This is a genomic window from Pseudomonas sp. EU05-FHT14B02, assembly GCF_058791055.1.
In genome coordinates, this window is the sequence record NZ_JBYTDD010000020.1 from 1 (window position 1) to 25,688 (window position 25,688).

The 25,688-nt window shown below is 59.6% G+C and carries 25 protein-coding genes; 19 read left to right on the plus strand and 6 right to left on the minus strand.

Annotated features, from left to right (window positions below):
• The first annotated feature begins 350 nt into the window (after window positions 1-350).
• The 7 genes from AC3WTM_RS18480 (at window position 351) to AC3WTM_RS18510 (ending at window position 5,922) form a co-directional block, all read left to right on the plus strand.
• A complete protein-coding gene (locus AC3WTM_RS18480; RefSeq protein WP_102670563.1) occupies window positions 351-989 on the plus strand; it encodes a peroxiredoxin in 639 nt (212 codons plus the stop codon).
• Window positions 990-1,254: 265 nt separating this feature from the next.
• Complete coding sequence (gene ssuE / locus AC3WTM_RS18485; RefSeq protein ID WP_056726415.1) at window positions 1,255-1,848, plus strand: NADPH-dependent FMN reductase; 594 nt, start codon at window positions 1,255-1,257, stop codon at window positions 1,846-1,848.
• 90 nt (window positions 1,849-1,938) lie between these two features.
• Window positions 1,939-2,904 carry a sulfonate ABC transporter substrate-binding protein gene (locus AC3WTM_RS18490; protein ID WP_102670564.1) on the plus strand — a complete coding sequence of 322 codons (966 nt, stop codon included), beginning with the start codon at window positions 1,939-1,941 and terminating at the stop codon, window positions 2,902-2,904.
• A gap of 25 nt (window positions 2,905-2,929) precedes the next feature.
• Complete coding sequence (ssuD, locus tag AC3WTM_RS18495) at window positions 2,930-4,078, plus strand: FMNH2-dependent alkanesulfonate monooxygenase (RefSeq protein ID WP_057712845.1); 1,149 nt, start codon at window positions 2,930-2,932, stop codon at window positions 4,076-4,078.
• A 9-nt stretch (window positions 4,079-4,087) separates the two neighbouring features.
• Window positions 4,088-4,870 (plus strand): aliphatic sulfonate ABC transporter permease SsuC, encoded by a 783-nt coding sequence (gene ssuC, locus AC3WTM_RS18500; RefSeq protein ID WP_057712846.1) that lies wholly within the window; start codon window positions 4,088-4,090, stop codon window positions 4,868-4,870.
• Window positions 4,867-5,673: an aliphatic sulfonates ABC transporter ATP-binding protein gene (gene ssuB, locus AC3WTM_RS18505; protein WP_102670565.1), complete on the plus strand. Its 807-nt coding sequence runs from the start codon at window positions 4,867-4,869 to the stop codon at window positions 5,671-5,673. Before ssuC ends, ssuB begins: the two co-directional genes overlap by 4 nt.
• Before the next feature lie 33 nt (window positions 5,674-5,706).
• Window positions 5,707-5,922 carry a TOBE domain-containing protein gene (locus AC3WTM_RS18510; protein WP_007967989.1) on the plus strand — a complete coding sequence of 72 codons (216 nt, stop codon included), beginning with the start codon at window positions 5,707-5,709 and terminating at the stop codon, window positions 5,920-5,922.
• 192 nt (window positions 5,923-6,114) lie between these two features.
• Here AC3WTM_RS18510 and AC3WTM_RS18515 read toward each other — a convergent pair whose 3' ends face one another.
• Both AC3WTM_RS18515 and AC3WTM_RS18520 read right to left on the minus strand, forming a co-directional pair.
• Window positions 6,115-6,747: a TetR/AcrR family transcriptional regulator gene (locus AC3WTM_RS18515; protein WP_057712848.1), complete on the minus strand. Its 633-nt coding sequence runs from the start codon at window positions 6,745-6,747 to the stop codon at window positions 6,115-6,117.
• A gap of 121 nt (window positions 6,748-6,868) precedes the next feature.
• The gene (locus AC3WTM_RS18520) at window positions 6,869-8,245 is read right to left on the minus strand and encodes a glutamine synthetase family protein (protein ID WP_053163627.1); all 1,377 of its coding nucleotides are present in this window, start codon (window positions 8,243-8,245) and stop codon (window positions 6,869-6,871) included.
• A 278-nt stretch (window positions 8,246-8,523) separates the two neighbouring features.
• Here AC3WTM_RS18520 and AC3WTM_RS18525 point away from each other — a divergent pair, with 278 nt between their 5' ends.
• The 8 genes from AC3WTM_RS18525 to AC3WTM_RS18560 all read left to right on the plus strand — a co-directional run bounded on the left by AC3WTM_RS18525 (window position 8,524) and on the right by AC3WTM_RS18560 (window position 17,301).
• Window positions 8,524-8,874 (plus strand): hypothetical protein, encoded by a 351-nt coding sequence (locus AC3WTM_RS18525; RefSeq protein WP_102670566.1) that lies wholly within the window; start codon window positions 8,524-8,526, stop codon window positions 8,872-8,874.
• Window positions 8,875-8,912: 38 nt separating this feature from the next.
• Complete coding sequence (locus AC3WTM_RS18530; RefSeq protein ID WP_102670567.1) at window positions 8,913-10,271, plus strand: glutamine synthetase family protein; 1,359 nt, start codon at window positions 8,913-8,915, stop codon at window positions 10,269-10,271.
• Window positions 10,272-10,330: 59 nt separating this feature from the next.
• On the plus strand, window positions 10,331-11,695 hold the full coding sequence (locus AC3WTM_RS18535) for an aspartate aminotransferase family protein (RefSeq protein WP_102670568.1): 1,365 nt from the start codon (window positions 10,331-10,333) through the stop codon (window positions 11,693-11,695).
• 188 nt (window positions 11,696-11,883) lie between these two features.
• Window positions 11,884-12,996: a polyamine ABC transporter substrate-binding protein gene (locus AC3WTM_RS18540; RefSeq protein ID WP_102670569.1), complete on the plus strand. Its 1,113-nt coding sequence runs from the start codon at window positions 11,884-11,886 to the stop codon at window positions 12,994-12,996.
• 188 nt (window positions 12,997-13,184) lie between these two features.
• Window positions 13,185-14,282, plus strand: a complete 1,098-nt coding sequence (locus tag AC3WTM_RS18545; RefSeq protein ID WP_102670570.1) for a polyamine ABC transporter substrate-binding protein — start codon at window positions 13,185-13,187, stop codon at window positions 14,280-14,282.
• Window positions 14,283-14,354: 72 nt separating this feature from the next.
• The gene (locus AC3WTM_RS18550; RefSeq protein ID WP_090452027.1) at window positions 14,355-15,497 is read left to right on the plus strand and encodes an ABC transporter ATP-binding protein; all 1,143 of its coding nucleotides are present in this window, start codon (window positions 14,355-14,357) and stop codon (window positions 15,495-15,497) included.
• On the plus strand, window positions 15,494-16,414 hold the full coding sequence (locus tag AC3WTM_RS18555; protein WP_102670571.1) for an ABC transporter permease subunit: 921 nt from the start codon (window positions 15,494-15,496) through the stop codon (window positions 16,412-16,414). The genes AC3WTM_RS18550 and AC3WTM_RS18555 overlap by 4 nt, the downstream gene beginning before the upstream one ends.
• A complete protein-coding gene (locus AC3WTM_RS18560; RefSeq protein WP_102670572.1) occupies window positions 16,411-17,301 on the plus strand; it encodes an ABC transporter permease subunit in 891 nt (296 codons plus the stop codon). Before AC3WTM_RS18555 ends, AC3WTM_RS18560 begins: the two co-directional genes overlap by 4 nt.
• Window positions 17,302-17,449: 148 nt before the next feature.
• Here AC3WTM_RS18560 and AC3WTM_RS18565 read toward each other — a convergent pair whose 3' ends face one another.
• Entirely contained in the window at window positions 17,450-18,091 is a 642-nt protein-coding gene (locus AC3WTM_RS18565; protein WP_102670573.1) for an HD domain-containing protein, read from the minus strand.
• Between the two features lie 305 nt (window positions 18,092-18,396).
• Here AC3WTM_RS18565 and AC3WTM_RS18570 point away from each other — a divergent pair, with 305 nt between their 5' ends.
• A complete protein-coding gene (locus AC3WTM_RS18570; RefSeq protein WP_102670575.1) occupies window positions 18,397-19,362 on the plus strand; it encodes a GlxA family transcriptional regulator in 966 nt (321 codons plus the stop codon).
• Between the two features lie 145 nt (window positions 19,363-19,507).
• On the opposite strand, the gene AC3WTM_RS18575 is transcribed toward AC3WTM_RS18570, so the two are convergent.
• Both AC3WTM_RS18575 and AC3WTM_RS18580 read right to left on the minus strand, forming a co-directional pair.
• Window positions 19,508-21,907 carry a penicillin acylase family protein gene (locus AC3WTM_RS18575; protein ID WP_102670576.1) on the minus strand — a complete coding sequence of 800 codons (2,400 nt, stop codon included), beginning with the start codon at window positions 21,905-21,907 and terminating at the stop codon, window positions 19,508-19,510.
• 102 nt (window positions 21,908-22,009) lie between these two features.
• Window positions 22,010-22,591 (minus strand): DUF6436 domain-containing protein, encoded by a 582-nt coding sequence (locus AC3WTM_RS18580; protein ID WP_057712858.1) that lies wholly within the window; start codon window positions 22,589-22,591, stop codon window positions 22,010-22,012.
• Between the two features lie 96 nt (window positions 22,592-22,687).
• On the opposite strand from AC3WTM_RS18580, the gene bipL reads away from it, so the two are divergent.
• Complete coding sequence (bipL, locus tag AC3WTM_RS18585; protein WP_102670577.1) at window positions 22,688-23,635, plus strand: phospholipase BipL; 948 nt, start codon at window positions 22,688-22,690, stop codon at window positions 23,633-23,635.
• Between the two features lie 59 nt (window positions 23,636-23,694).
• On the opposite strand, the gene AC3WTM_RS18590 is transcribed toward bipL, so the two are convergent.
• A complete protein-coding gene (locus AC3WTM_RS18590; protein WP_102670578.1) occupies window positions 23,695-24,447 on the minus strand; it encodes a DUF2059 domain-containing protein in 753 nt (250 codons plus the stop codon).
• Window positions 24,448-24,555: 108 nt separating this feature from the next.
• On the opposite strand from AC3WTM_RS18590, the gene AC3WTM_RS18595 reads away from it, so the two are divergent.
• The gene (locus AC3WTM_RS18595) at window positions 24,556-25,188 is read left to right on the plus strand and encodes a 2OG-Fe(II) oxygenase (protein WP_102670579.1); all 633 of its coding nucleotides are present in this window, start codon (window positions 24,556-24,558) and stop codon (window positions 25,186-25,188) included.
• A 2-nt stretch (window positions 25,189-25,190) separates the two neighbouring features.
• Window positions 25,191-25,676 (plus strand): 2-thiouracil desulfurase family protein, encoded by a 486-nt coding sequence (locus AC3WTM_RS18600; protein ID WP_102670580.1) that lies wholly within the window; start codon window positions 25,191-25,193, stop codon window positions 25,674-25,676.
• Window positions 25,677-25,688: the final 12 nt, after the last annotated feature.

The window sequence follows — 25,688 nt, forward strand, 5'->3', positions numbered from 1 at the left end:
ATGTGTTTGCTCGCACGAACATCATCAAACAAATCGGCGTTCTTGTTTCTGTGTTTCCCAGGATTCCGTGAAGAACCCAAAAAAAGCCCCGCCCGGTATTGCACCGGGCGGGGCTTTTACATTTTCAAGACGGGTTCACCCCCGTAATCCCGCCTTGAACGTCCCTCTTTGCAGCAACTCAAGGCCTTCTCGAACCTTGGGGGCGATGTTCGGCCGGTTGTGCGGGGTACGTCCAGTGAATAGATATTTAATATTTCTTTATGATCTAAATAAATCGATATTTATTCTTTTTAATAGATAAAAAACACAGGCACAGTTGAACCCATCAAGCACTCACAAGGAGCAGCACCATGGGTCTCAGACTTGGCGATATCGCCCCCGATTTCGAACAGAACTCCAGCGCCGGCACCATCCGTTTCCATCAGTGGCTGGGCGATAGTTGGGGCGTGCTGTTTTCCCATCCGGCGGATTTCACGCCAGTGTGCACCACCGAACTGGGTTTCACCGCCAGGCTCAAGGATGAATTCGCGGCGCGCGGCGTCAAGGCTATCGCGCTGTCCGTAGACCCCGTCGAGTCGCACCACAGGTGGATCGAGGACATCAATGAGACCCAGGACACCGTGGTCAATTTTCCGATCCTCGATGACGCCGACCGCAAGGTCTCGGACCTCTACGACCTGATCCATCCCAACGCCAACGACACCCTGACCGTGCGTTCTCTGTTCGTGATCGACCCGAACAAAAAGGTCCGGCTGACGATTACCTACCCGGCGAGCACCGGCCGCAACTTCAATGAAATCCTGCGGGTGATCGACTCGCTGCAACTCACCGACAACTTCAAGGTGGCCACACCGGCCAACTGGCAAGACGGTGATGAGGTGGTGATCGTGCCGTCGCTTAAAGATGAGGATGAAATCAAACAGCGCTTTCCCAAGGGCTATCGAGTGGTTAAGCCTTACTTGCGCCTGACGCCGCAGCCTAATCGATGAGTCATCAATATTTACGGGCTTGCTCGCGAAGGCGTCGGGTCAGACACCACAGGTTTCACAGTTAACAGCATCCACAAAGCAGGGGATTTCAGGCCGTTTCGACGGCCTGTTTTTTTGCCCGGAAGAAGTGAACTCCTATATCTCTCAAATGCATAACCAAATGAATAAATATGATTTATGGATATATAAAACAGCTGTTAAGGTCACTCCATCGAAGCGAGATCGCAAACCGCGAATCGCCAACACCGTGCAAGGAATCGTCTGAATGTTGGTTGTCTCACTCGGTGGCAGTCCCAGTCAGCGCTCTCGATCCGGGGTGCTGCTGGATCGCTCCCAGCGTTGGTTACAGGGGCAGGGCGTGGAAGTGGTGAGTTATCAGGTACGGGACTTCCCGGCCGAGGACTTGCTGCACGCACGCTTCGACAGCCCCAAGGTGATCGACTTGTTGCAACAAATTGAAAACGCCGATGGCCTGCTGATCGCCACACCGGTTTACAAGGCATCGTTTTCCGGAGCACTGAAGGTCGTGCTGGATTTGCTGCCTGAACGCGCCTTGAGCCACAAGGTGGTTCTGCCGATGGCCACTGGCGGAAGCATCGCCCACATGCTGGCGGTGGATTACGCGCTCAAGCCAGTGCTGTCGGCATTGAAGGCCCAGGAAATGCTGCAAGGCATTTTCGCCGTCGACAGCCAGATCGCCTACGGCGAAGGCAGCGCCCAGGCGCAGTTGGCGCCGGAGCTGGAACAACGACTGAATGAATCGCTTGAGCTGTTTTTCAGCGCCATGGCGCGACGGCCCAAGCCGCTCGATCCGAACCTGTTGAATGATCGTTTGTTGAGTGCTCGCTGGAGCATTTAAGCCTCACCGAAAAATTGAAGTACTGGCCTTACTCGCCCGCCAACGGGCAAGCAGGTGCAGCCAAAACCCAACTGCAAAAAGGAGAGCGCCATGCGCCCTGTCATTTTGCGTCGTGGTCTGGTCGCTCTGTTTGCTGCGGCTGTCACCTTCGGCGCCATTACTCAAGCTCAGGCCGAGACTTTACGAATCGGCTATCAGAAATACGGCACCCTGGTGCTGCTCAAAGCCAAAGGCACCCTGGAAAAACGCCTCGCCGCCCAAGGCGTGGACGTGCAATGGACGGAATTCCCCGGTGGCCCGCAACTGCTTGAAGGCTTGAACGTCGGCTCCATCGACTTCGGCGTCACCGGTGAGACGCCGCCCGTGTTCGCTCAAGCGGCCGGCGCCGATTTGCTCTATGTCGCCTATGAACCGCCAGCGCCGCACAGTGAGGCGATCCTGGTGCCGAAGGACTCGGCAATCAAATCGGTGGCAGAGCTCAAGGGCAAGAAAGTCGTCCTCAACAAAGGCTCCAACGTGCATTACCTGCTGGTGCGTGCGCTGGAAGACGCCGGCCTCAAATACACCGACATCCAGACCGTATTCCTGCCGCCGGCCGATGCCCGCGCCGCGTTCGAGCGTGGCAGTGTCGATGCCTGGGTGATCTGGGACCCCTACCAGGCCGCCGCCGAACAACAGTTGCAAGCGCGCACCCTGCGCGATGGCCAGGGCATCGTCGACAACCATCAGTTCTACCTGGCGACCAAACCTTATGCGCAGAAAAATCCCGAGGTGATCAAGACCCTGGTGGAAGAAGTGCGCGCGGTGGGCGAGTGGTCCAAGGCTAACCCGCAAGAGGTGACCCAACAGGTTTCACCGCTGCTCGGCCTGCCAGCCGACATCACCCTGACCTCGGTGAAACGCCAGGGCTATGGCGCGTTGTTCCTGACTCCGGAAGTGGTCGCGGCGCAGCAGAAAATTGCCGACAGCTTCTACCAGCTCAAGCTGATTCCCAAGCCGCTGAGCATCAAAGACGTGATCTGGACGCCGTCGGCCGCCGTTGCCAAAGCCCAATAAATCGATTCCCCAAGGAGACCACTCCATGAGCCTCAATATTTTCTGGTTCCTGCCTACCCACGGCGACGGCCATTACCTTGGCACCGCCGAAGGCGCCCGCGCCGTTGATCACGGTTACCTGCAACAAGTCGCGCAAGCCGCTGACCGCCTGGGTTTTGGCGGGGTACTGATTCCGACCGGACGCTCCTGCGAAGACTCTTGGTTGGTGGCGGCATCGCTGATTCCTGTGACCCAGCGTTTGAAGTTCCTTGTCGCCCTGCGCCCTGGGATCATTTCCCCGACGGTAGCGGCGCGTCAGGCCGCGACCCTTGATCGACTGTCTGGCGGGCGGGCGTTGTTCAACCTGGTGACGGGCGGTGATCCGGAAGAGTTGGCGGGCGATGGTCTGTTCCTTAGCCACGAAGAGCGCTACCAGGCCTCTGTGGAGTTCACCCGCATCTGGCGCCGCGTGCTGGAAGGCGAAACCGTCGATTACGACGGCCAGCATATCAGCGTGAAGGGCGCGAAGTTGCTCTATCCGCCGATCCAGCAGCCGCGTCCGCCGCTGTATTTCGGCGGCTCCTCGGAAGCCGCGCAAGACCTGGCCGCCGAGCAGGTGGAAATGGTTCTGACCTGGGGCGAGCCACCGGCCGCCGTCGCGGAAAAAATCGAACAGGTCCGAGCCAAGGCCGCCAAGCTCGGACGCACCGTGCGCTTCGGCATTCGTCTGCATGTAATCGTGCGCGAAACCAACGATGAAGCCTGGAAAGCCGCGGATCGGCTGATCTCCCATCTCGACAACGAGACCATCGCTCGTGCCCAGGCTTCGCTGGCGCGTTTCGATTCGGTCGGTCAGCAACGCATGGCCGCATTGCACGGCGGCAATCGCGACAACCTGGAGGTCAGCCCTAACCTGTGGGCCGGCGTTGGTCTGGTGCGCGGCGGTGCCGGTACGGCGCTGGTGGGCGATGGTCCGACCGTGGCCGCCCGCGTGAAGGAGTACGCGGACTTGGGCATCGATACCTTCATCTTCTCCGGTTATCCACACCTGGAAGAGTCGTACCGGGTGGCCGAGTTGCTGTTCCCGCACCTCGATGTCGAGCGTCCTGAACTGCCGAAGAGCGCCGGTTACGTCAGCCCGTTTGGCGAGATGGTCGCCAACGACATTCTTCCCAAAGCCGCGTCCCAGAGCTGAGGCGCGGTCATGAAGAAAATCATCCACAGCCTGGCGCCCTGGGCGTTGCCGGTGTTGCTGCTGGCGGTATGGCAGTTGAGTGTATCGGCGGGTTGGTTGTCGACACGGATCCTGCCGGCACCCATCGCCGTCATCGAGGCCGGTGTAAGTCTGGTGCGCAGTGGCGAAATCTGGACACACCTGGCGATCAGTGGCTGGCGTGCCGCGCTGGGCTTCACCATCGGTGGTGGTATCGGCCTGACGCTCGGCTTCATCACCGGCCTGTCGAAGTGGGGCGAACGCCTGCTCGACAGTTCGGTGCAGATGATCCGCAATGTGCCGCACCTGGCGCTGATTCCACTGGTGATCCTGTGGTTCGGCATCGACGAGTCGGCGAAGATTTTCCTGGTGGCGCTGGGCACGTTGTTCCCGATCTACCTCAACACCTATCACGGCATCCGCAACGTCGACCCGGCGTTGGTGGAGATGGCGCGTAGCTATGGCCTGAGCGGTTTCAGCCTGTTCTGGCAGGTGATTCTGCCGGGGGCGCTGCCTTCGATTCTGGTTGGCGTGCGCTTCGCCCTGGGTTTCATGTGGCTGACGTTGATTGTGGCGGAAACCATTTCCGCGAGCTCCGGCATCGGCTATCTGGCCATGAACGCCCGGGAGTTCTTGCAGACCGACGTGGTGGTGCTGGCGATTTTGCTGTACGCGGTGCTCGGCAAACTGGCCGACCTCGCGGCCCGTGGACTGGAACGTGTCTGGCTGCGTTGGCACCCGGCCTATCAGGTTGCCAAGGGAGGTGCGGCATGATTGCGGAGCAACCTCCACGCCTGCTGCGCGGCATTCCGCTGGCGGTGCGCAAGCTGCAAAAAACCTTCGGCACGCGGCAGGTGCTGCGCGAGATCGACCTGCACATTCCGGCGGGCCAGTTTGTTGCCGTGGTCGGTCGCAGTGGCTGCGGCAAAAGTACCTTGCTGCGCTTGCTCGCCGGTCTTGATCAACCAACCGGCGGTGAGTTGCTCGCCGGTGCCGCGCCATTGAGCGACGCGCGGGAGGACACGCGGCTGATGTTCCAGGAAGCGCGCTTGCTGCCCTGGAAAAAGATCATCGACAACGTCGGTCTGGGCCTCAAGGGCAACTGGCGGCCGCAAGCGCTTGCAGCTTTGGAAGCGGTGGGCCTGGCCGATCGCGCCCACGAGTGGCCGGCAGCGCTGTCCGGTGGACAGAAACAACGCGTGGCGTTGGCCCGTGCGTTGATTCATCAGCCGCGCCTGCTGCTGCTCGACGAGCCCTTGGGTGCGCTGGATGCCCTGACCCGAATTGAAATGCAGCAACTGATCGAACGGCTCTGGCAGCAGCACGGTTTCACGGTATTGCTGGTGACCCATGACGTCAGTGAAGCCGTGGCGATTGCCGATCGGGTGATCCTGATCGAAGACGGCGAAGTCGGCCTCGACCTGCATGTGGAACTGCCGCGCCCTCGGGTTCGTGGCTCCCATCGGCTGGCGGCACTGGAAACCGAAGTCCTCAATCGCGTGCTGGCGCTGCCCGGCCAACCGCCGGAACCGGAACCTGTTTCACCCTTGCCTACGCAATTGCGCTGGGCTCAATAACTCAAGTCTTACCCAACGACAGGAATCAACATCATGACTATCAAGGCCATCAACGTTCGCAACCAGTTCAAAGGCTCCATCAAGGAAATCGTCCTCGGCGACGTGCTTTCGGAAATCGACGTGCAGACCGCGTCCGGCATTGTCACTTCGGTGATCACCACACGTTCGGTGAAAGAGCTGGAACTGGCGGTCGGCAGTGAAGTGATCGCGTTTGTGAAATCCACCGAGGTGTCGATCGCCAAGTTGTAAGCCACATGCGTAAACAACAACCCCGAAGGGTTTGAGCCCTTCGGGGTTTTTCATGTGTGTTTGTCTTGAGCTGAGCGGTGCGGCCATCGCGAGCAAGCTCGCTCCCACAGGATTATTTGTCGTTCACAGAATCTGAATTCACTGAAGATCCTTGTGGGAGCGAGCTTGCTCGCGATGAGGTCAGTGAGCGCACTAGAGGTTCCGCTTGGGCAGATACGGTGGCAAATACAACCCCACATAAGCATCAAACACCCGCATCCCTTCCTCGGCCATGCGCGGCGTAATCTGCCCGTGCTGCTGCACCGAGCGCGCATACACCCGGTCGCCCAGCTCCATGGCCAGGGCGAACACATCGACATCACTCGGCAAGGTCGGCAGCTCGAAGTGATGGTCGAACAGCTTGTGCATCAGGTCGCCCAGTTCGATGTCGTGCTGGCGGTCGGCCTGGGTGACTTCGGTCAGGCCGTGCTGGGCCAGAATGAGTTGGCGGGCGGCGGCGTCCTCTGCATAGATGTCGAGCATGCGTTGTTCCACCAGTCGCGATAGATCGCGCCAGCCATTCAAGGCGTGGTGGTCAATAGGGGCTTGCAGGCAGGCGCGGAAGGCCGCATGGACGTCTGCGGTCAAGGCTTCGAGCAGCGCCGGCACGCTGGCGAAGAAGTGGTAGACCGAGGAGGGCGGTATCTCCGCGCGCTCGGCGACGCTGTAGATCGACAGGCTGGCCACGCCCTCGGCAGCCAGCAGCGTGCGAGCCGCATCGAGTATCGAGTCGATCCGGGCCTGGCTGCGTGCGCGGGGTTTGCGGGGGGTGGCTACGCGTGTCATTGGAGTCTCCTGCGGGGCTGCGGGCATTGTACGAGCAGGCAACTCGGTCCGGCTGAATAAAACACATAAAAAACGCCGCCGGCCTTATCAGCCGGCGGCGTTCCTTTTTTACTGCAACCGCTTACACGGTATGCAGGTACCAGTTGTACTCGAGGTCGGAGATGGAGTGTTCGAACTCCTCCAGCTCGCTCTCTTTACAGGCCACGAAGATATCGATGTATTTCGGATCGATGTACTTGGCCATGACTTCGCTGTCGTCCAGCTCGCGCAGTGCATCGCGCAGGTTGTTCGGCAGGCTCTGCTCGTTCTGCTCGTAGCTGTTGCCTTCGACCGGGGCGCCAGGCTCGATTTTGTTGGTCAGGCCGTGGTGCACGCCTGCCAGGACCGAAGCCATCAGCAGGTACGGGTTGGCATCGGCGCCGGCTACACGATGTTCGATGCGCACGGCGTCGGCGGAGCCGGTCGGTACGCGAATCGCCACGGTGCGGTTATCCAGACCCCAGCACGGTGAGTTCGGCACGTAGAACTGTGCGCCGAAACGACGGTAGGAGTTAACGTTCGGGCAGAGGAAAGCCATCTGCGCCGGTAGGGTCTCGAGCACACCGCCGATCGCGTGACGCAGTGCGGCGTTCTGCTCGGGATCCTCACTGGCAAAAATGTTCTTGCCGTCTTTGTCGAGAATCGAGATGTGGACGTGCAAACCATTACCCGCCTGGCCTGGATAAGGCTTGGCCATGAAGGTGGTGTCCATTTCATGGTCGTAGGCGATGTTCTTGATCAGGCGCTTGAGCAGGACCGCGTAGTCGCAGGCCTTGATCGGGTCGGCCACGTGGTGCAGGTTGACTTCGAACTGCGCCGGGGCACTTTCCTTGACGATGGCGTCGGCCGGAATGCCTTGCTCTTTGGCACCTTCCAGAATGTCCTGGAGGCAGTCGACGTATTCGTCGAGGTCGTCGATCAGGTAGACCTGAGTCGAGTGCGGACGTTTGCCGGAAACCGGCGAGCGCGGCGGTTGCGGACGACCGTTCACGTTCTCCTGGTCGATCAGGTAGAACTCCAGTTCGAACGCGGCGCAGATGGTCAGGCCCATTTCGTCGAACTTGCGCACCACATTGGCCAGCACTTCACGCGGGTCGGCGAAGAATGGTTCGCCTTCGAGTTCGTGCATGGTCATCAACAGTTGCGCGGTCGGGCGCTTCTGCCATGGCTCGTTGCATAGGGTATCGGGGATTGGATAGCAGATTCGGTCAGCATCGCCGATGTCCAGGCCCAAGCCGGTGCTTTCCACCGTCGAGCCATTGATATCCAGAGCAAATAGAGAGGCCGGCAGGTTGATGCCTTTCTCGTAAACCTTGTGGAGGCTGGTGCGTTCGATGCGCTTGCCGCGCACCACACCATTCATATCCGCAATCAGAAGGTCAACGTACAGAACCTCAGGATGTTCCTTAAGGAACGCGTTCGCTTCGTTAAGCTGAACGGCACGCGGGGGTACCGACATGATGCAACACCTTTGTTGTTAAAAATATCAATCATTGATCTTTTCAGATTCCAGTCAACCCGAACGGCATGCCGAAGTCAAGCGAGGCCTTTTTTGCCCTAAAAAAGCGCCCGTGTGGCTTTTTTGAGGCGCTTTGGGGCGTTTTTATGCCCTTGGCCTCTATGGCGCCCGCAGGCTTGAGCGGGCCGTGTTGTATTTTTTACGGGGGTGTTGTGTAAAAAAATGAACAAGGCTAAGCTCGAATCAAACCCATAACAGCAATAATACCGGGGTGCTTCATGTCTCGCCTGCCGATAATCGGCGTCACCGACTGCTCAAGACAGGTCGGTCGGCATGCTTATCACATCAGTGATGACATGTCCGTCCGTTCCGTGGCCCCGGCGGTTCTGGTGATCCTCCCATCCGTGACGGTTCAACCGTCCCCGTCCGATATTCTGGACGGTCGCGATGGCACCCCCATTACGGTTACTCCATTCAATATAGAACCGATTCACAATAGCGGCCTGACCATTGTTCAGGGCACCGCTCGCGATTCTGCACGCCCGGCCTCTGCAGCCGTGTTGCCAGGCACGATAATCTGCCGCGCAAACGCTCTACAACGCGACGCCGATGCGTCAAACAACGCCTGACCTCAAAAGGGTCAGACAACTCAAGCCTAGAGGCATTTATGAGTAACAACCTCGACCAGCTCACCGATTGGTTGAAAAACCACAAGATCACAGAAGTCGAATGCATGATCGCCGACTTGACCGGTATTACCCGGGGCAAGATTTCGCCGACCAACAAATTCATCGCCGAAAAAGGCATGCGCCTGCCAGAAAGCGTTCTGTTGCAGACAGTGACCGGCGATTACGTCGAAGACGACATCTATTACGAACTGCTCGACCCGGCGGACATCGACATGATCTGCCGCCCCGACCAGAGCGCGGTGTACCTGGTGCCGTGGGCCATTGAGCCGACCGCCATCGTCATCCACGATACCTACGACAAGCAAGGCAACCCGATCGAACTGTCGCCGCGCAACGTGCTCAAGAAAGTCCTGAAACTCTATACCGACAAAGGCTGGCAGCCGATCGTGGCGCCGGAAATGGAGTTTTACCTGACCAAGCGCAGTGACGACCCGGACTACCCGCTGCAACCGCCAATCGGCCGCTCCGGCCGCCCGGAAACCGGTCGCCAGTCGTTCTCCATTGAAGCAGCGAACGAATTCGATCCGTTGTTCGAAGACGTCTACGACTGGTGCGAATTGCAGGACCTGGACCTCGATACGCTGATCCACGAGGACGGCACGGCGCAGATGGAAATCAACTTCCGTCACGGCGATGCCCTGTCCCTGGCCGACCAGATCCTGGTGTTCAAGCGCACCATGCGCGAAGCCGCGCTCAAGCACGATGTGGCCGCGACCTTCATGGCCAAGCCGATGACCGGCGAGCCGGGCAGTGCAATGCACTTGCACCAGAGCGTCATCGACATCGAGACCGGCAAGAACATCTTCTCCAATGAAGACGGGACCATGAGCCAGTTGTTCCTGCACCACATCGGTGGTCTGCAGAAACTCATTCCCGAACTCTTGCCGCTGTTCGCACCCAACGTCAACTCGTTCCGTCGCTTCCTGCCGGATACCTCGGCGCCGGTGAACGTGGAGTGGGGCGAAGAGAACCGCACCGTGGGCCTGCGGGTGCCGGATGCGGGGCCGCAAAACCGTCGGGTGGAAAACCGTCTGCCGGGCGCCGATGCCAACCCGTACCTGGCGATTGCCGCGAGCTTGCTCTGCGGTTACATCGGCATGGTCGAAGGCCTGAACCCGAGTGCGCCGGTAGTGGGGCGCGGCTATGAACGCCGCAACCTGCGTCTGCCGCTGACCATCGAAGACGCGCTGGAACGCATGGAAAACAGCGCGACCATCGAGCGTTACCTGGGCAAAAATTTCATCACTGGCTACGTTGCAGTCAAGCGGGCCGAGCATGAAAACTTCAAGCGCGTGATCAGTTCGTGGGAAAGGGAATTCCTGCTCTTTGCCGTCTGATACGCCGGGCGCCGCCGCTGTCTGGCGGCTCCTTCACGTGATTTTTTTAGGAGATTCGTATGACCAGCAACAATCCGCAAACCCGTGAATGGCAAACCCTGAGCAATGATCACCACCTGGCTCCGTTCAGCGATTTCAAGCAGCTGAAAGAGAAAGGCCCGCGGATCATCACCAACGCCAAGGGCGTTTACCTCTGGGACAGCGAAGGTAACAAGATCCTCGATGGCATGGCCGGCCTGTGGTGTGTCGCAATTGGTTATGGTCGCGATGAACTGGCCGATGCCGCCAGTAAACAGATGCGCGAACTGCCTTACTACAACCTGTTCTTCCAGACTGCGCATCCGCCGGTACTGGAACTGGCCAAGGCTATCGCCGACATTGCGCCTGAAGGCATGAACCACGTGTTCTTCACCGGTTCCGGCTCCGAAGGCAACGACACCATGCTGCGTATGGTTCGTCACTACTGGGCGATCAAGGGTCAGCCGAACAAGAAAGTCATCATCAGCCGCAAGAACGGCTATCACGGTTCCACCGTGGCCGGCGCGAGCCTGGGCGGTATGACGTACATGCACGAACAGGGCGACTTGCCGATCCCGGGCATCGTTCACATTGCCCAGCCGTACTGGTTCGCCGAAGGCGGCGAAATGACTCCGGAAGAGTTCGGTGTGTGGGCGGCCAATCAGCTGGAAGAAAAGATTCTGGAAGTCGGCGTCGACAACGTCGGTGCCTTTATTGCCGAGCCGATCCAGGGTGCCGGTGGCGTGATCATTCCGCCAGAGACCTACTGGCCGCGCATCAAGGAAATCCTCGCCAAGTACGACATTCTGTTCGTGGCTGACGAAGTGATTTGCGGTTTCGGTCGTACCGGCGAGTGGTTCGGCAGCGATTTCTACGACCTCAAGCCAGACATGATGACCATCGCCAAGGGTCTGACCTCGGGCTACATCCCGATGGGTGGTCTGATTGTGCGTGACGAAGTGGTGGACGTGCTCAATGAGGGCGGCGACTTCAACCACGGTTTCACCTATTCCGGGCACCCGGTGGCGGCGGCTGTGGGGCTGGAAAACATCCGCATCCTGCGCGACGAAAAAATTGTCGAGCGCGTGAAGTCCGAAACGGCACCGTATTTGCAAAAGCGTCTGCGGGAACTGAACGATCACCCGTTGGTGGGTGAAGTTCGTGGGGTGGGTCTGTTGGGGGCCATCGAACTGGTCCAGGACAAGGCCACACGCAAGCGTTTCGAAGGCAAGGGCGTCGGCATGATCTGCCGTCAGTTCTGCTTCGATAACGGCCTGATCATGCGCGCCGTCGGCGACACCATGATCATCGCTCCGCCACTGGTGATTACACCGGCGGAAATCGATGAATTGGTGACCAAGGCTCGCAAGTGTCTTGACCTGACCCTGAGTGCATTGCAGGGCTAAGTGCTAGGCTCTGAGCGGAGGTCCAAAGTTCTACATATGAAGTAGGAACTTTCGCTCAGAACTGTCAGAAAGCGTGGCCGTTTCCTTGAAAGACCGATGTGGATCTTGCCAGACTAGCCGCGGTTCCAGTTGCCCGGGTTCGGTCGCTGAACAAGTGGTTCAAAAAAGAAAAATTTGGAGCATTACGCATGAAGGCACTAGGTAAAAAGCTCGCTGGCAAGACTCTGCTTGCCATGTCTGTAATGGGTTTGATGGCCGGCGCGGTTCACGCCGATGACAAAGTACTGCACGTGTACAACTGGTCCGACTACATCGCACCTGACACCGTCAAGAAGTTTGAAGACGAGTCGGGCATCAAGGTTGTCTATGACGTCTTCGACAGCAACGAAACCCTTGAAGCCAAGTTGCTGGCAGGCAAGTCCGGTTACGACATCGTTGTACCGTCGAACAACTTCCTGGCCAAGCAGATCAAGGCTGGCGTCTACCAGAAGCTGGACAAGTCCAAACTGCCTAACTGGAAGAACCTGAATACCGACCTGCTCAAGGCCGTTTCCGTGAGCGACCCGGGTAACGAGCACGCCTTCCCGTACATGTGGGGTTCGATCGGTATCGGCTTCAACCCCGAGAAGGTCAAGGCTGCACTGGGTGCCGACGCGCCGACCAACTCCTGGGACCTGCTGTTCAAACCTGAAAACGCCGCGAAGTTGAAGTCGTGCGGTATCAGTTTCCTCGATTCGCCAACCGAGATGATTCCGGTGGCGTTGCACTACCTGGGCTATCCAACCGACAGCCAGGACAAGAAACAACTGGCCGAAGCCGAAGCGCTGTTCCTGAAAATTCGTCCTTCGGTAGGTTACTTCCACTCGTCCAAGTACATCTCCGACCTGGCCAACGGCAACATCTGCGTGGCCGTGGGTTACTCGGGTGACATTTACCAGGCCAAGTCCCGCGCGGAAGAAGCCGGTGGCAAGGTGAAAGTCAGCTACAACATTCCCAAAGAAGGTGCCGGCAGCTTCTACGACATGGTCGCTATCCCTAAAGATGCCGAAAACGTCGAAGGCGCCTACAAGTTCATGACCTTCCTGCAGAAGCCGGAAATCATGGCTGAAATCACCAACGCCGTGCGTTTCCCGAACGGTAACGCGGCTGCAACTGCGTTGGTCGATAAAGACATCACCAGTGACCCGGGCGTTTACCCGCCAGCGGACGTGCTGGCCAAGCTGTACGCGATTGCCGACTTGCCGGCCGCGACCCAGCGAATCATGACCCGCAGCTGGACCAAGATCAAATCCGGTAAATAAGCCGGTTTGATGCGACAACCTGTTGTCGTCACCCGCGCGGTGGCGGCAGCAGGTGTAATTAAATGACAGAAAGTTTTGCTGGAACGGTTTTTCGAGGGTAAGTTGCGCGCCGGTTTTGTTGCCGGGCAACCACGGTTGTCATGTAGCGCGGGGCAACTTGGGCCCAACTAATTTCAGAGGACCTCCACTTGCCTATTTTTTCTATGTTGCGCAATGCCATGCTGGTGGGTGCCGGGTTGACAGTTGCTGTCAGTGTCCAGGCCGCCGGTACCGTGCATATTTATAACTGGTCCGACTATATCGGCGAGACCACCCTGGCCGATTTCCAGAAAGAGACCGGTATCAAGCCGGTTTATGACGTCTTCGATTCCAACGAAACCCTGGAAGGTAAATTGCTGGCCGGGCGTACCGGCTACGACGTGGTCGTGCCGTCGAACCACTTCCTGGGCAAGCAGATCAAGGCCGGGGCATTCCAGAAGCTCGACAAGTCGCAGCTGCCGAACTATTCGAACCTCGATCCGGTGCTGCTCAAGCGCCTGGAACAGAACGATCCGGGCAACCTGTACGCCGTGCCGTACCTGTGGGGCACCAACGGCATCGGTTACAACGTCGACAAGGTCAAGGCTGTGCTGGGCATCGATACGATTGATTCGTGGGGCGTGCTGTTCGAGCCGCAGAACATCAAGAAACTGCAAAGCTGTGGCGTCGCATTCCTTGACTCCGCCGATGAAATGATGCCGACAGTGCTCAATTACATGGGCCTGAACGCTAACAGCACTGATCCCAAGGACTACGAAAAGGCCACCGCCAAGTTGCTTGCAGTGCGGCCTTACGTAACCTACTTCCATTCCTCCAAGTACATCGCGGATCTGGCCAACGGCGATATCTGCGTGGCGATCGGTTTCTCCGGCGACATCTTCCAGGCCAAGAACCGCGCCGAAGAAGCCAAGAAAGGCGTGAACATCGCCTACTCGATTCCGAAAGAGGGTGGTGCGCTCTGGTTCGACATGCTGGCGATTCCGAAGGACTCGGCCAACGTCAAGCAGGCCCACGTCTTCATCAACTATTTGCTCAAGCCTGAGGTGATTGCCCAGGTCAGCGATTACGTCGGCTATGCCAACCCTAACCCGGGGTCGGACAAACTGATGGAACAGTCCATTCGCACTGACGAAGCGGTTTATCCACCGCAAGAGGTGCTCGACAAGACCTACGTGTCGGTCGAGTTACCGCCGAATATTCAACGTTTGATGACCCGCAGCTGGACCAAGGTCAAGTCGGGTAAATAGTTTCAAGGCTCAAACTATCCAAGGTTGGCTCACCTTGAGCGAACTGCACTCTTTTTTTCGGGAGTTTCGTAAATGGCAGTTGCCTCCGGCGCCTATAAGAAAGCCCTCGAGGGCGACCAGTCACCTAAACAGGTGCTGGTCAAAATCGACCGGGTCACGAAGAAGTTCGACGAGACGATTGCCGTGGACGATGTGTCCCTGGAAATCAAGAAAGGCGAGATTTTCGCCCTGCTCGGCGGTTCGGGATCGGGCAAATCCACTTTGCTGCGCATGCTCGCAGGTTTTGAACGGCCCACGGAGGGGCGCATTTTCCTCGATGGCGTAGACATCACTGATATGCCGCCATACGAGCGGCCGATCAACATGATGTTCCAGTCCTACGCCTTGTTCCCGCACATGACCGTGGCGCAGAACATCGCCTTTGGCCTCAAGCAGGACAAACTGCCGGCGTCAGAGATCGACGCCCGTGTGGCCGACATGCTCAAGCTGGTACAGATGAGCCAGTACGCCAAGCGCAAACCGCATCAGTTGTCCGGTGGTCAGCGTCAGCGTGTAGCCCTGGCCCGTTCCCTGGCCAAGCGTCCGAAGCTGCTGCTGCTCGACGAACCGATGGGCGCACTGGATAAAAAACTGCGTTCGCAAATGCAGTTGGAGCTGGTGGAGATCATCGAGCGCGTCGGCGTAACCTGCGTGATGGTGACCCACGATCAGGAAGAGGCCATGACCATGGCTGAGCGTATCGCGATCATGCACTTGGGCTGGATCGCCCAGATTGGCAGCCCGATCGACATCTACGAAACCCCGACCAGTCGCCTGGTCTGCGAATTTATCGGTAACGTGAACATCTTCGAAGGCGAAGTGATCGACGACGCCGAAGGTCACGCGATCATTACCTGCAAAGACCTGGATCGTCAGATCTACGTGGGCCACGGCATCAGCACTTCGGTGCAGGACAAGTCGGTCACCTACGCGATCCGTCCGGAAAAACTGCTGGTCACCGCCGACATGCCGACCTGCCAGTACAACTGGTCCAGCGGCAAGGTGCACGATATCGCCTACCTGGGTGGGCATTCGGTGTTCTACGTCGAATTGCCAAGCGGCAAGCTGGTGCAGTCATTCGTGGCCAACGCCGAGCGTCGCGGGCAGCGTCCGACCTGGGGTGATCAGGTCTACGTGTACTGGGAAGACGACAGCGGCGTGGTGTTGCGCTCATGAACATGCGCAAATTCAAGCGTCGACTCAATCGAATAATTCCCGGTGGCCGTCAGATGGTCATCGGGGTTCCCTTCATCTGGCTGTTCCTGTTCTTCATGCTGCCGTTCTTCATCGTACTGAAGATCAGCTTCGCCGAAGCGGACGTGGCCATTCCGCCATACACCGAGATCTACAGCTACGCCGAGCAGAAGTTGCAGTTGCTGCTTAACCTGGGCAACTACGCGATGCTGGCCGGTGACGAGCTGTACATCGCCGCTTACCTCGGCTCGTTGAAGATGGCGTTTTTCAGCACCATCCTCTGCCTGCTGATCGGCTACCCGATGGCCTACGGCATCTCCGTTGCCCGCAAGGAAGTGCAAACGGTGCTGGTGCTGCTGATCATGATGCCGACCTGGACCGCGATCCTGATCCGCGTTTACGCGTGGATGGGCATCCTCAGCAATAACGGCCTGCTCAACGGGTTCCTGATGAGCATGGGCTGGATCGACGAGCCGCTGCAGATCCTCAACACCAACCTGGCGGTCTACATCGGCGTGGTTTATTCCTACCTGCCGTTCATGATCCTGCCGCTGTACGCCAACCTGGTGAAGCACGACCAGAGCCTGCTGGAAGCTGCGTCGGACCTGGGTTCGAGCACGTTCAACAGCTTCTGGAAAATCACCGTGCCGCTGTCGAAAAACGGCATCATCGCCGGCTGCATGCTGGTGTTCATCCCGGTGGTGGGTGAGTTCGTGATCCCGGAACTGCTCGGTGGTCCGGAAACCCTGATGATCGGTAAAGTGCTCTGGCAAGAGTTCTTCAACAACCGTGACTGGCCGGTGGCGTCTGCCCTGGCGGTAGTGATGCTGGCGATCCTGATTGTGCCGATCATTCTGTTCAACCGCAGTCAGGCCAAGGAAATGGAGGGTAAAGAATGAAGCGCTTCCGTTTCTCCAGCCTGATGCTGGTACTGGGTCTGTTGTTCATCTACCTGCCGATGCTGATCCTGGTGATCTACTCGTTCAACGCCTCGAAACTGGTGACGGTGTGGGGTGGCTGGTCGATCAAGTGGTACGTTGGCCTGCTCGACAACAGCCAACTGATGGGCTCGGTGGTGCGCTCGCTGGAAATTGCCTGCTACACGGCAGTGGCGGCGGTGGCTCTGGGTACATTGGCGGCGTTCGTCCTGACGCGCATTACGCGCTTCAAGGGCCGTACCCTGTTCGGTGGCCTGGTGACTGCACCGCTGGTAATGCCTGAGGTGATCACCGGCCTGTCGCTGTTGCTGCTGTTCGTGGCCATGGCGCAGATGATCGGCTGGCCGCAGGAACGCGGCATCGTCACCATCTGGATCGCCCACACCACGTTCTGCGCGGCTTATGTGGCGGTGGTGGTCTCGGCACGCTTGCGTGAGCTGGACCTGTCCATCGAAGAAGCGGCCATGGACCTCGGTGCACGGCCGTGGAAGGTGTTCTTCCTGATCACCATCCCGATGATCGCACCATCGCTGGCAGCGGGCGGCATGATGTCGTTCGCCCTGTCGCTGGATGACCTGGTGCTGGCGAGTTTCGTGTCCGGCCCGGGCTCCACGACCCTGCCGATGGAAGTGTTCTCGGCGGTACGTCTGGGGGTCAAACCCGAGATCAACGCCGTGGCCAGCCTGATCCTGCTGGCGGTGTCGATCGTGACCTTCATGGTCTGGTTCTTCAGCCGTCGTGCCGAAGAGAGCCGCAAGCGTGCGATCCAGCAAGCGATCGAGGAAGCGGCAGCCGATTCGTGGAAGCAACCGGACGTGCGTCGCACACAGGCACCGGAAGCGGCTTGATCCCGAATTGGGTAGACCACATTTGAGTGGTCTACCCAATTCCAATGTGGGAGCGAGCTTGCTCGCGATAGCGGACTGACATTCAACATCGATGTTGACTGTGATGCCCTCATCGCGAGCAAGCTCGCTCCCACAGGTTCTTCTGCGGTCAGGAAATCCAAGGGGATTTGCGGATGGCCTCGACGAAGTTCATCGGCTTGAACCCCGGCTCCTGATCCACCAGCACATCAGTCTTCACATTGCCGAACGTGGTCTGCGGACGATGGCGCAAGCCGTCGGCAAACGCGCAGATGATGCACTCCTTGAATCCCTCGCCCCGTGGATGCGCATGCACCACCGCTTCGCGCTGCACGCTGGAAAACGCCGCGTAGTCCATGCCCAGTACGTCCATCTCGACGCCAGCGGTTACCAGCGCCACAGTTGGCCGCAAGTGTTGCGGTACGCCCGGTGTGGTGTGCAGCGCAATCGACAGCCAGACCTGTTCGATATCGTCATCACTCAACCCGAAAGGCTTGAGGAATGCCGCTGCGGCGTTGGCCCCATCGACTTCGAAGCGCTCGTTGTCACTGCGATGACCTTCAACCAGTCCCAGGTCATGGAACATTGCCCCGATGTACAGCAACTCCGGGTTGTAGGCCAGTTGCTTGCGCTCACCGCTCAGTGCGCCGAACAGGAATACCCGGCGCGAGTGGTGGTAGAGCAAGTCCGATTCGATGTCGCGGATGTATTCGGTGGTGGCCCTGGCCAATGCACTGTCGGGGATCTTGATGCCGGCGATGGCGGTGCTCATGGAGTTTTCCTCGTCGTGAACGCCTTGGCGGCGCTGAGAGTTTCAGTCTGTTCCGGCCCCGGAAACCGGACAATCGATCCATGGCTGCGATCCCGGCCAATGAGCGTGCATATCGTGCCAACCTCGCTTGTTGGGCGTGGATTGGCTAGGTTGCATGCAGACCCTGTAGGAGCGAGCTTGCTCGCGATGCACGTGAGGGCACCGCGTACATCCAGCCAGCTCCCGTCATCGTTGACGTCCATCGCGAGCAGGCTCGCTCCTACAGGTGAGCGTTGCAATCGGTGCCATGAGAGGCTCTTCGAACCATGAGTAAAACCGTAGCCATCGTGGTGTTCGCCGGCGTTCAGTCGCTGGATGTCACCGGCCCCATGGATGTGTTTTCCGAGGCCAATCGTTTCCTCGCGCCCGAGGATCACTATCGGCTGGAGGTAGTTGGCGTGGAACGCGGGGTGATGGTTTGTTCCAACGGTCTGGCGCTGAACGCCCATCGGCATTTCAGCGAAGCGTTACAGGTCTATGACCTGTTGCTGGTGGCGGGCGGGCCGCAGTTGCCGTTCATGGATTTCGGCATGGCATTCGACGGCTGGTTGCGTGATGCCTGCGTGCGGGCCAAGCGCTTCGGCTCGATCTGCAACGGCGCGTTCATGCTCGCCCGGGCCGGATTGCTGGAGGGGCGCACGGTCACTACGCATTGGCAGGACGCATCGGATCTGGCTGCGCTGTGTCCCTCCTCCCGGGTGGAAGCGGATCGACTGTATGTTGAGGACGGCGAGCTGTTCACCTCGGCCGGGGTCACAGCGGGGATCGATCTGTCGTTGTATCTATTGGGTCGGGATCACGGGCCGGAAGTTGCACTGAGCGTCGCCAAGCGGCTGGTGGTGTTCACCCAGCGTTCGGGCGGGCAGTCGCAATTCAGCCCGTTCCTCACACCTCACGCCGAAGCGGATTCGGCGGTAGCGATGGTGCAGCATTACGTGCTGGCCAACCTGACGGGCGACCTGGCCATCGCCGACCTGGCCAATGCCGCCAACATGAGTGCGCGCAACTTCTCCCGGGTGTTTGCCAGGGAAGCGAAAATCACCCCGGCCGAGTTCGTCGAGCGAGCGAGGGTCGATGCGGCGCGCACGCTGCTGGAAAGCACCCGCGCGCCGCTCAAGACCGTGGCCTATCAATGCGGTTTTCGCGATGCCCAGCACATGCGCAGTGTGTTCAATCGCAGGTTGGGGGTGACGCCGCAGCAGTTCCGGCTGAACTTTGCGGCGATGGTTTGAGCTGAATTTTCAGGCGCCGATCAGGGCCCCATCGCGAGCAAGCTCGCTCCCACAGGTTTCTCTGGTGTTCACATAATTTGTATTCGACACAGATCCTTGTGGGAGCGAGCTTGCTCGCGATGAGGCCATCCCGGCCAGCAAAAATCTATGGTACAGCCCGCGCCGGCAACAGCTTCAACGTACTGCGGGTATTGGCCGTGACCTCTTCATCATTGAGATGCGCCTGGAAGTACATCCCCTCGACGTAGGCCTCGGCCTGATCATCATAGTGGCTGTCGAACAAGACTCCGCTCTGGCCGACCGGGTTGATGGTCAGGCTGTGGGCCGGGTCGGAGAAGTCGATCAGGCGCCGGGTCGAAGGGCCGTAGGTGACGGGCCAGGGTGCCGGTCCGATTTTCGCCGAGAGGTTGTTCGGCACTTCATGACTGCCAGGTGCGGCGAAGGGGCCGACATTGAAGAACAGGTCCAGCGGCTTCTGCTGCCCGAGCGGATGGCCATGGGTCAATGTGTGCGCGCTGCCCCACTGCCATTGCGAGGCGTCTGCGCCGAGGGTGCTCTTGAGGTGCGCGAGGCTGGCTTGCCAGGCGGCCTTCACCGTGTCGGCACGGGTTTCCTTGTCGAGGGTGCTGCGGTTGTCCCACCACGGCGAATCGGCACTGGCGGCCAGGCGGGGGAGCGCGGCGTCGATCACCCGGGTCGAGAGCAGCGTTTCGAAGAAGTCGTTACCCAGTTCATCGCGCATCGTCGCGTCAGTCAGGTTGAACAGGAACTGGTTGAACAGCGTGGCACTGGTCGAGTCGATCGGGTAATCGCCTTTCCACTGGGCCAGTTGCTCCACCAGTTTGAGTTCGGCGGGATCGTTCACCACTTCGCGCAACACCGGCAACAGCGGTGCCAACAGGCGCGGGCCGTAGGCGGTAGTGGTGCCCAGTTGCAGTTTCTGGCTGTTTTCCAGGTCCCATTTGATCGCTTTGTCGCTCAGTTGGCGATTGAGTTGTTGGCCGCGATCGGCAAGGTTGTAGTAGCCGGGAATCTCCATGCCGCTTGGCGACACCGGCTGGAAGTTGGCCGAGACGATGTAACCCCGAGCCGGGTTTTCTTCCTGAGGGTTGGCGCTGAACGGGTAGAAGCCATCCTTGTCCGCCTCGGCGGTGCTGCCATCGAGGATGAACCACGGGCGCACACCTGCCGGACGTTTAGGCAATTGCGCCGCCGCCCACCAGCCGATATCTCCCTTGGCATTGGCCCAGACAACGTTCAGGCCCGGGGCCTGGATTTTTGCCGCGGCACCACGGGCCTTGGCCAGGGTGTCGGCGCGATTGAGCTGGTAGAAACCCTCCAGGATCGGGTTCTGGCTTTCGAGAAATGCCCACCACATGGCAATCGGGGTTTTACCGACGCTGCTGCCCAAGGCATCGTTGACGATCGGGCCGTGGGGCGACTGACGCAACACCAGGGTGACTGGCGCCTGGCCCTTGACTGCGATCTGCTGCTCGCTGGTCGTCATGTCCACCCACTTGCCGCGATACCAGACCTGATTGGGGTTGTCCGGGTTGACCTTCTCGGCGATCAGGTCGAGGTCGTCATTCTGGAACATGGTGATGCTCCAGCCGAAGTCGTGGTTCATGCCCAGCGACGCAAACGGCATCAAGGCCTGATAGTGGCCGTAGAGTTCGAAGCCGGGCGCCGAGAGCTGCGCTTCGTACCACACTGACGGCGCGGAAAAACGGATATGCGGATCACCCGCCAGCAGCGGCTTGCCGCTTTGGGTCCGGCTGCCCGCGACGACCCAGGCGTTGCTGCCCTCGAACTGTGGCAGGCCGTTGTCAGCCAGGGCTTGTTCGCTCAAGCGGGCGAGGGCGTTGAGGTCTTTCCAGTCGGCGCTGCCCAAGGTGGTGTCGGTCCCGTTGAGCACGCCCTTGGGCTGCCAGTCGAGATCGAAGATGTTCAGGTATTGGGGCCCCAGTTGATCGCGCACGAATGTCAGCAAGGGTTCGGTACGAAATGCCGCAGCAAAACTGTAGGCCATGTAGCCGGCGATGCTGATGGTGTCCTGGGCCGTGAACGGGCGTTTTGGAATGCCCAACACATCGAACTCGACGGGTTTGGCATGGCTGTCCTGATACTGGTTGATGCCGTCCAGGTAGGCTTGCATGGCGATGAAGGAGGGCGACTGCTTGTCGAGGTTCGCCAGGTAAGTTTCGGCTCGTTCGCGAATGCGCAGGCTGCGCATCAGTTTGTCGGTGTCGAGCAGCTTCGGCCCGAGCACTTCAGCCAGCTCGCCACGGGCCAGGCGGCGCAGGACTTCCATCTGGAACAGGCGGTCCTGGGCATGCACGTAGCCGAGTGCGCGGTATAGGTCGGTTTCGTTGTCGGCGCGGATGTGCGGGATGCCACGCTCGTCGTAGCGCACGGTGACGGAGCCTTGCAGGTGTTGCAGTTCCACCATGCCCTGGCGTGACGGCTGCTTGCTGTAGAGGTACCAGCCGGCTCCGGAGGCCAGCACGACGATCAACAGAGCGAGAGCGGTCAGGCTGCGTTTCATAAGAGTCCTTGTTGTTATTGTGATTCCTGATGTCACTGTGTAACACGGGGTGCCGATTTGGCGCATCGCCCGTAGGAGGGATTCGTATTACCTCGTCTTTCCCTATTTAGTTGGATCGACAGGCCACGGGCAGTAACACCCCACCGCCAGTGTGTGTGTGGCACTCACCGCACGGCCTTCATCCAGCGCTTGCAGGATCGGCTCGATAAAGCTGTTGCTCGAGTTGCAGGTCAGGCCTTCGCTGTAGGGGCCGAAGTACGCCAGTTTGCCGCTGCGATCCCAGATCGCCACGGCCGGGCTGGCGGGGATCTGTTCGGAGCCGGGCAGGATGTCGATGGTTTTGAGGCTGCTCAAGGTGCTCGGCAATTGGCCGTGGCTACCGGGTTTTTGCACGGCATAGAATTCCACGCCATGGGGTAGGTAGCGCTCGACCAGCTCGGTCAGGTGTTGTTGATTGCCGACATTGCACGGGCAGGCTGGGTCCCAGAAATGCACAAGGCGGATGGCGCCAGGGCCGGCGAGGGATTCGGGAAGGCGTAGCGGATCACCGGAAAACATCGCGGTGTGCTCGCTGAACGCCCGCAGGTAACGCCCCTGAAACCAGTCGTAGGCCGCCCACAATACGCCAGCACACACCACGGCGAGCAGGCTGGCAAACAGGGGGGCGCGAAGGGGCGAGCGCATCGGTTCAATCCTCGAAGGGTGGCTAGCTTGCCATGCTTGCCGCGACAGATGAATATCGCAGGCCTATAAAGTCCGTTTCACGTTCTGGAATCGTCCATGCCGGCTACTTTCGACCCTGATCTTCTACGTGCAAGCCTGCTGCCATTGGCTGCCGGGCAGGCGTTGTCGGCGCAGGCGCAGGCTTACCAGCAATTCTACGGGCTGGATTTTGCCTCGCGTCAGGTGCGCAGCGGCCTTGGGCGATTCGAGGTCGACGGTTATGAGCTGGTCAGCCAGTTCTGGTGGCCCGAGCGAGCCAAAGCGACGCTGTTTGTCATCCACGGTTTCTACGACCACACCGGGCTCTATCGGCATGTGATCGAGTGGGCGCTGGACCAGGGCTTTGCGGTGATTGCCTGCGACTTGCCGGGGCATGGCCTGTCCAGTGGCGAACGGGCGAGCATCAAGGATTTCGCCGAGTATCAGGACGCATTGCAAGGGTTGTTCCGCGAAGCGCAATCCCTCGACTTGCCGCAGCCCTGGCACTTGTGCGGACAGAGCACCGGCGGGGCGATCGTGGTCGATCATGTTTTGAATGCGGGGGCGAGCAGCCCGGCCCAGGGCCAGGTGATTTTGCTGTCGCCGTTGGTGCGGCCACGAGCGTGGGGTTGGTCGCAATTGAGTTACTACCTGCTCAAGCCTTTCGTCAAAGCCATCGCCCGGCGTTTCAGCGAGAACTCCAACGATCCGGCCTTTCTGCCATTTTTGCAGGCCGATCCGTTACAGCCATTGCGCCTGCCGACAGCCTGGGTGGGTGCGTTAGCGCGCTGGATCAAACGCATCGAGGCCGCCCCCATCAGTCCCCGACGGCCGCTGATCGTGCAGGGGCAGGCCGACATGACGGTGGATTGGGAGCACAACCTGGAAGTGTTGCGCGGCAAGTTTGATCGGCCGCAGGTGCTGATGCTGCCCGAGGCACGGCATCATCTGGCGAATGAGACGCTGGTGATGCGGCAGGAGTATTTCGGGTTTTTGACCAGGCGGATCAAGGGTCGCAATCCCTAGTGCCTGTTCCGGCCCCATCGCGAGCTTGCTCGCGATAGCAATCTGTCAGGCGCCGAAAATCACTGGGTCAGGTTCGAATTGCTCTGCCCCACCGCCAACCCCGCCCGAATCGCCGCCAGCGCCGCTTGATAATAAGCCTGGCCTTCCGCCGATTCGGCAAAGGTCGCGAACTCTTCCAGTTCGTTGTCCGACAGGTCGCGATAGACATACAGCAGTGTGTTGTTAAGGTCGCTACCGATCTGCTCCATCAGGCGCTGGCGCTGGCCGTTGAGCATGCCCTGGGCCTGACCGGCACCGAGCAATCCCGGGATCATCGAGCTCAGGCTGTCGGCGGCAACCCCGGCAATCGCCAGGCTGACTTCCGCGCCGGCCTCGCGTGCGGGCAGGGCTTGTGCCAAATGGCCGATGATCAACATGCGGCTGTCGCTGGCCTGCATCTTCGGCAGACCCTTGGCGTTTTTTGCCAGTTGGTCGCGACGGGTCGCCAGCAACTCAGCGGCGACGATTTTCCTGCCCAGGGGCGATTGGAAAAACGTCAGCGCGGGTTTGGGGTCGGCGAGGTTCTTGCGCAATTGCGCTTCGGCGCGCTGGTCCACGGCCTTGGCGGAAAATCGCTGATTGCTGTTGCTGACCAGTGCCTGAAACACCGCCGGAGGCAGGCTGCCCTGGTAGCGTTGCTGAGCAGCCGAGAGGGCATCGCTGAAATGCGCGCGTTGTTCCGGCCAGCCGGCGACCTTGTACAACTGATCGTGGCCGTCTGCCCAGGCGGGCAAAACGCAGAACATCAGCAGGGATAAAAGCAAACGGCGCATAGGGACTCCAGTCAGCAGGCGACTATTCTCCGTGTGGCACCCCTGCTTGTCGAGAATTCGTATCAACCCGCTGCGCGGCTCTGTCGGATTTCCGGGCACAGGAATACTATGCGCGCCATGCAAATATCCTCTGATCACCCGCTGCTGCTACGAATCGTCGACGACCTGGCCGAGCACGGCTGGTCGCAGCAGAATATTTTCCTGCCTCAGGACTTGACCCGAGAGCTGGCGGCCGAGTGTCGCAAACGTGCTGCCGAGGGTCAGCTGGCCCCGGCCGCCGTGGGCCGTGGGCCGTCATCGGAGATCCGCGAAGGGATTCGTGGCGACCATATCCAGTGGATCGACCCCGGCCAGGCCGAGGCGTGCGACAGCTATCTGAGTTTGATGGGCAGCCTGCGCGAGGCGATCAATCGCGGTCTGTTTCTCGGCCTGGAGGATTTTGAAAGCCATTTTGCGATGTACCCGCCCGGCGCCTTCTACCTGAAGCACGTCGACCGCTTTCGCGATGACGACCGGCGCATGGTTTCGGCGGTGGTTTACCTCAATGACGCCTGGCTTCCCGAACACGGCGGCCAGTTGCGCATGTACCTCGACAATGATCGCGTCCACGACGTGCAGCCTACCGGCGGCTGCCTGGTGGTGTTTCTCTCCGGCGAGGTTCCCCACGAAGTCCTGCCCGCGACTCGGGATCGCCTGTCGTTGACCGGCTGGTTCCGTCGGCGCGGCAACGAGCCGTTCTGATCATGCAGAAAATTCTCGTCAGCCGATGCCTGTTGGGCCACCGCGTCCGTTACGACGGCGGGGCCAGCGGGCCGTTCGATCAGCTTCAGCAGTGGCTTGATGAGGGTCGGGTCGTGCCGCTGTGCCCGGAGGTGGCAGGTGGATTGCCAACACCTCGGGCGGCGGCGGAAATTCCAGGCGGGCAGGGCACGCAAGTCCTCGATGGTCAGGCGTTGGTGATCACTACTGAAGGCGAGGACGTCAGTGCGGCGTTTTTGTCGGGGGCGTATCAGGCGCTGGAGCTGGTGCAAAAGCATGGCATCCGCATCGCCGTCCTCAAGGCCAACAGCCCGTCCTGCGGCAATTTGCTGACCTATGACGGGACGTTCAGCGGCCTGAAAGTCAGCGGCGAGGGTGTGACGGCGGCGCTACTCCAGCGTCACGGGGTGCAGGTGTTCAGCGAGCTGGAGTTGCCGCAGGCGGCGCAGGCATTGGCAATGCTCAATTAACGAGCGACACAA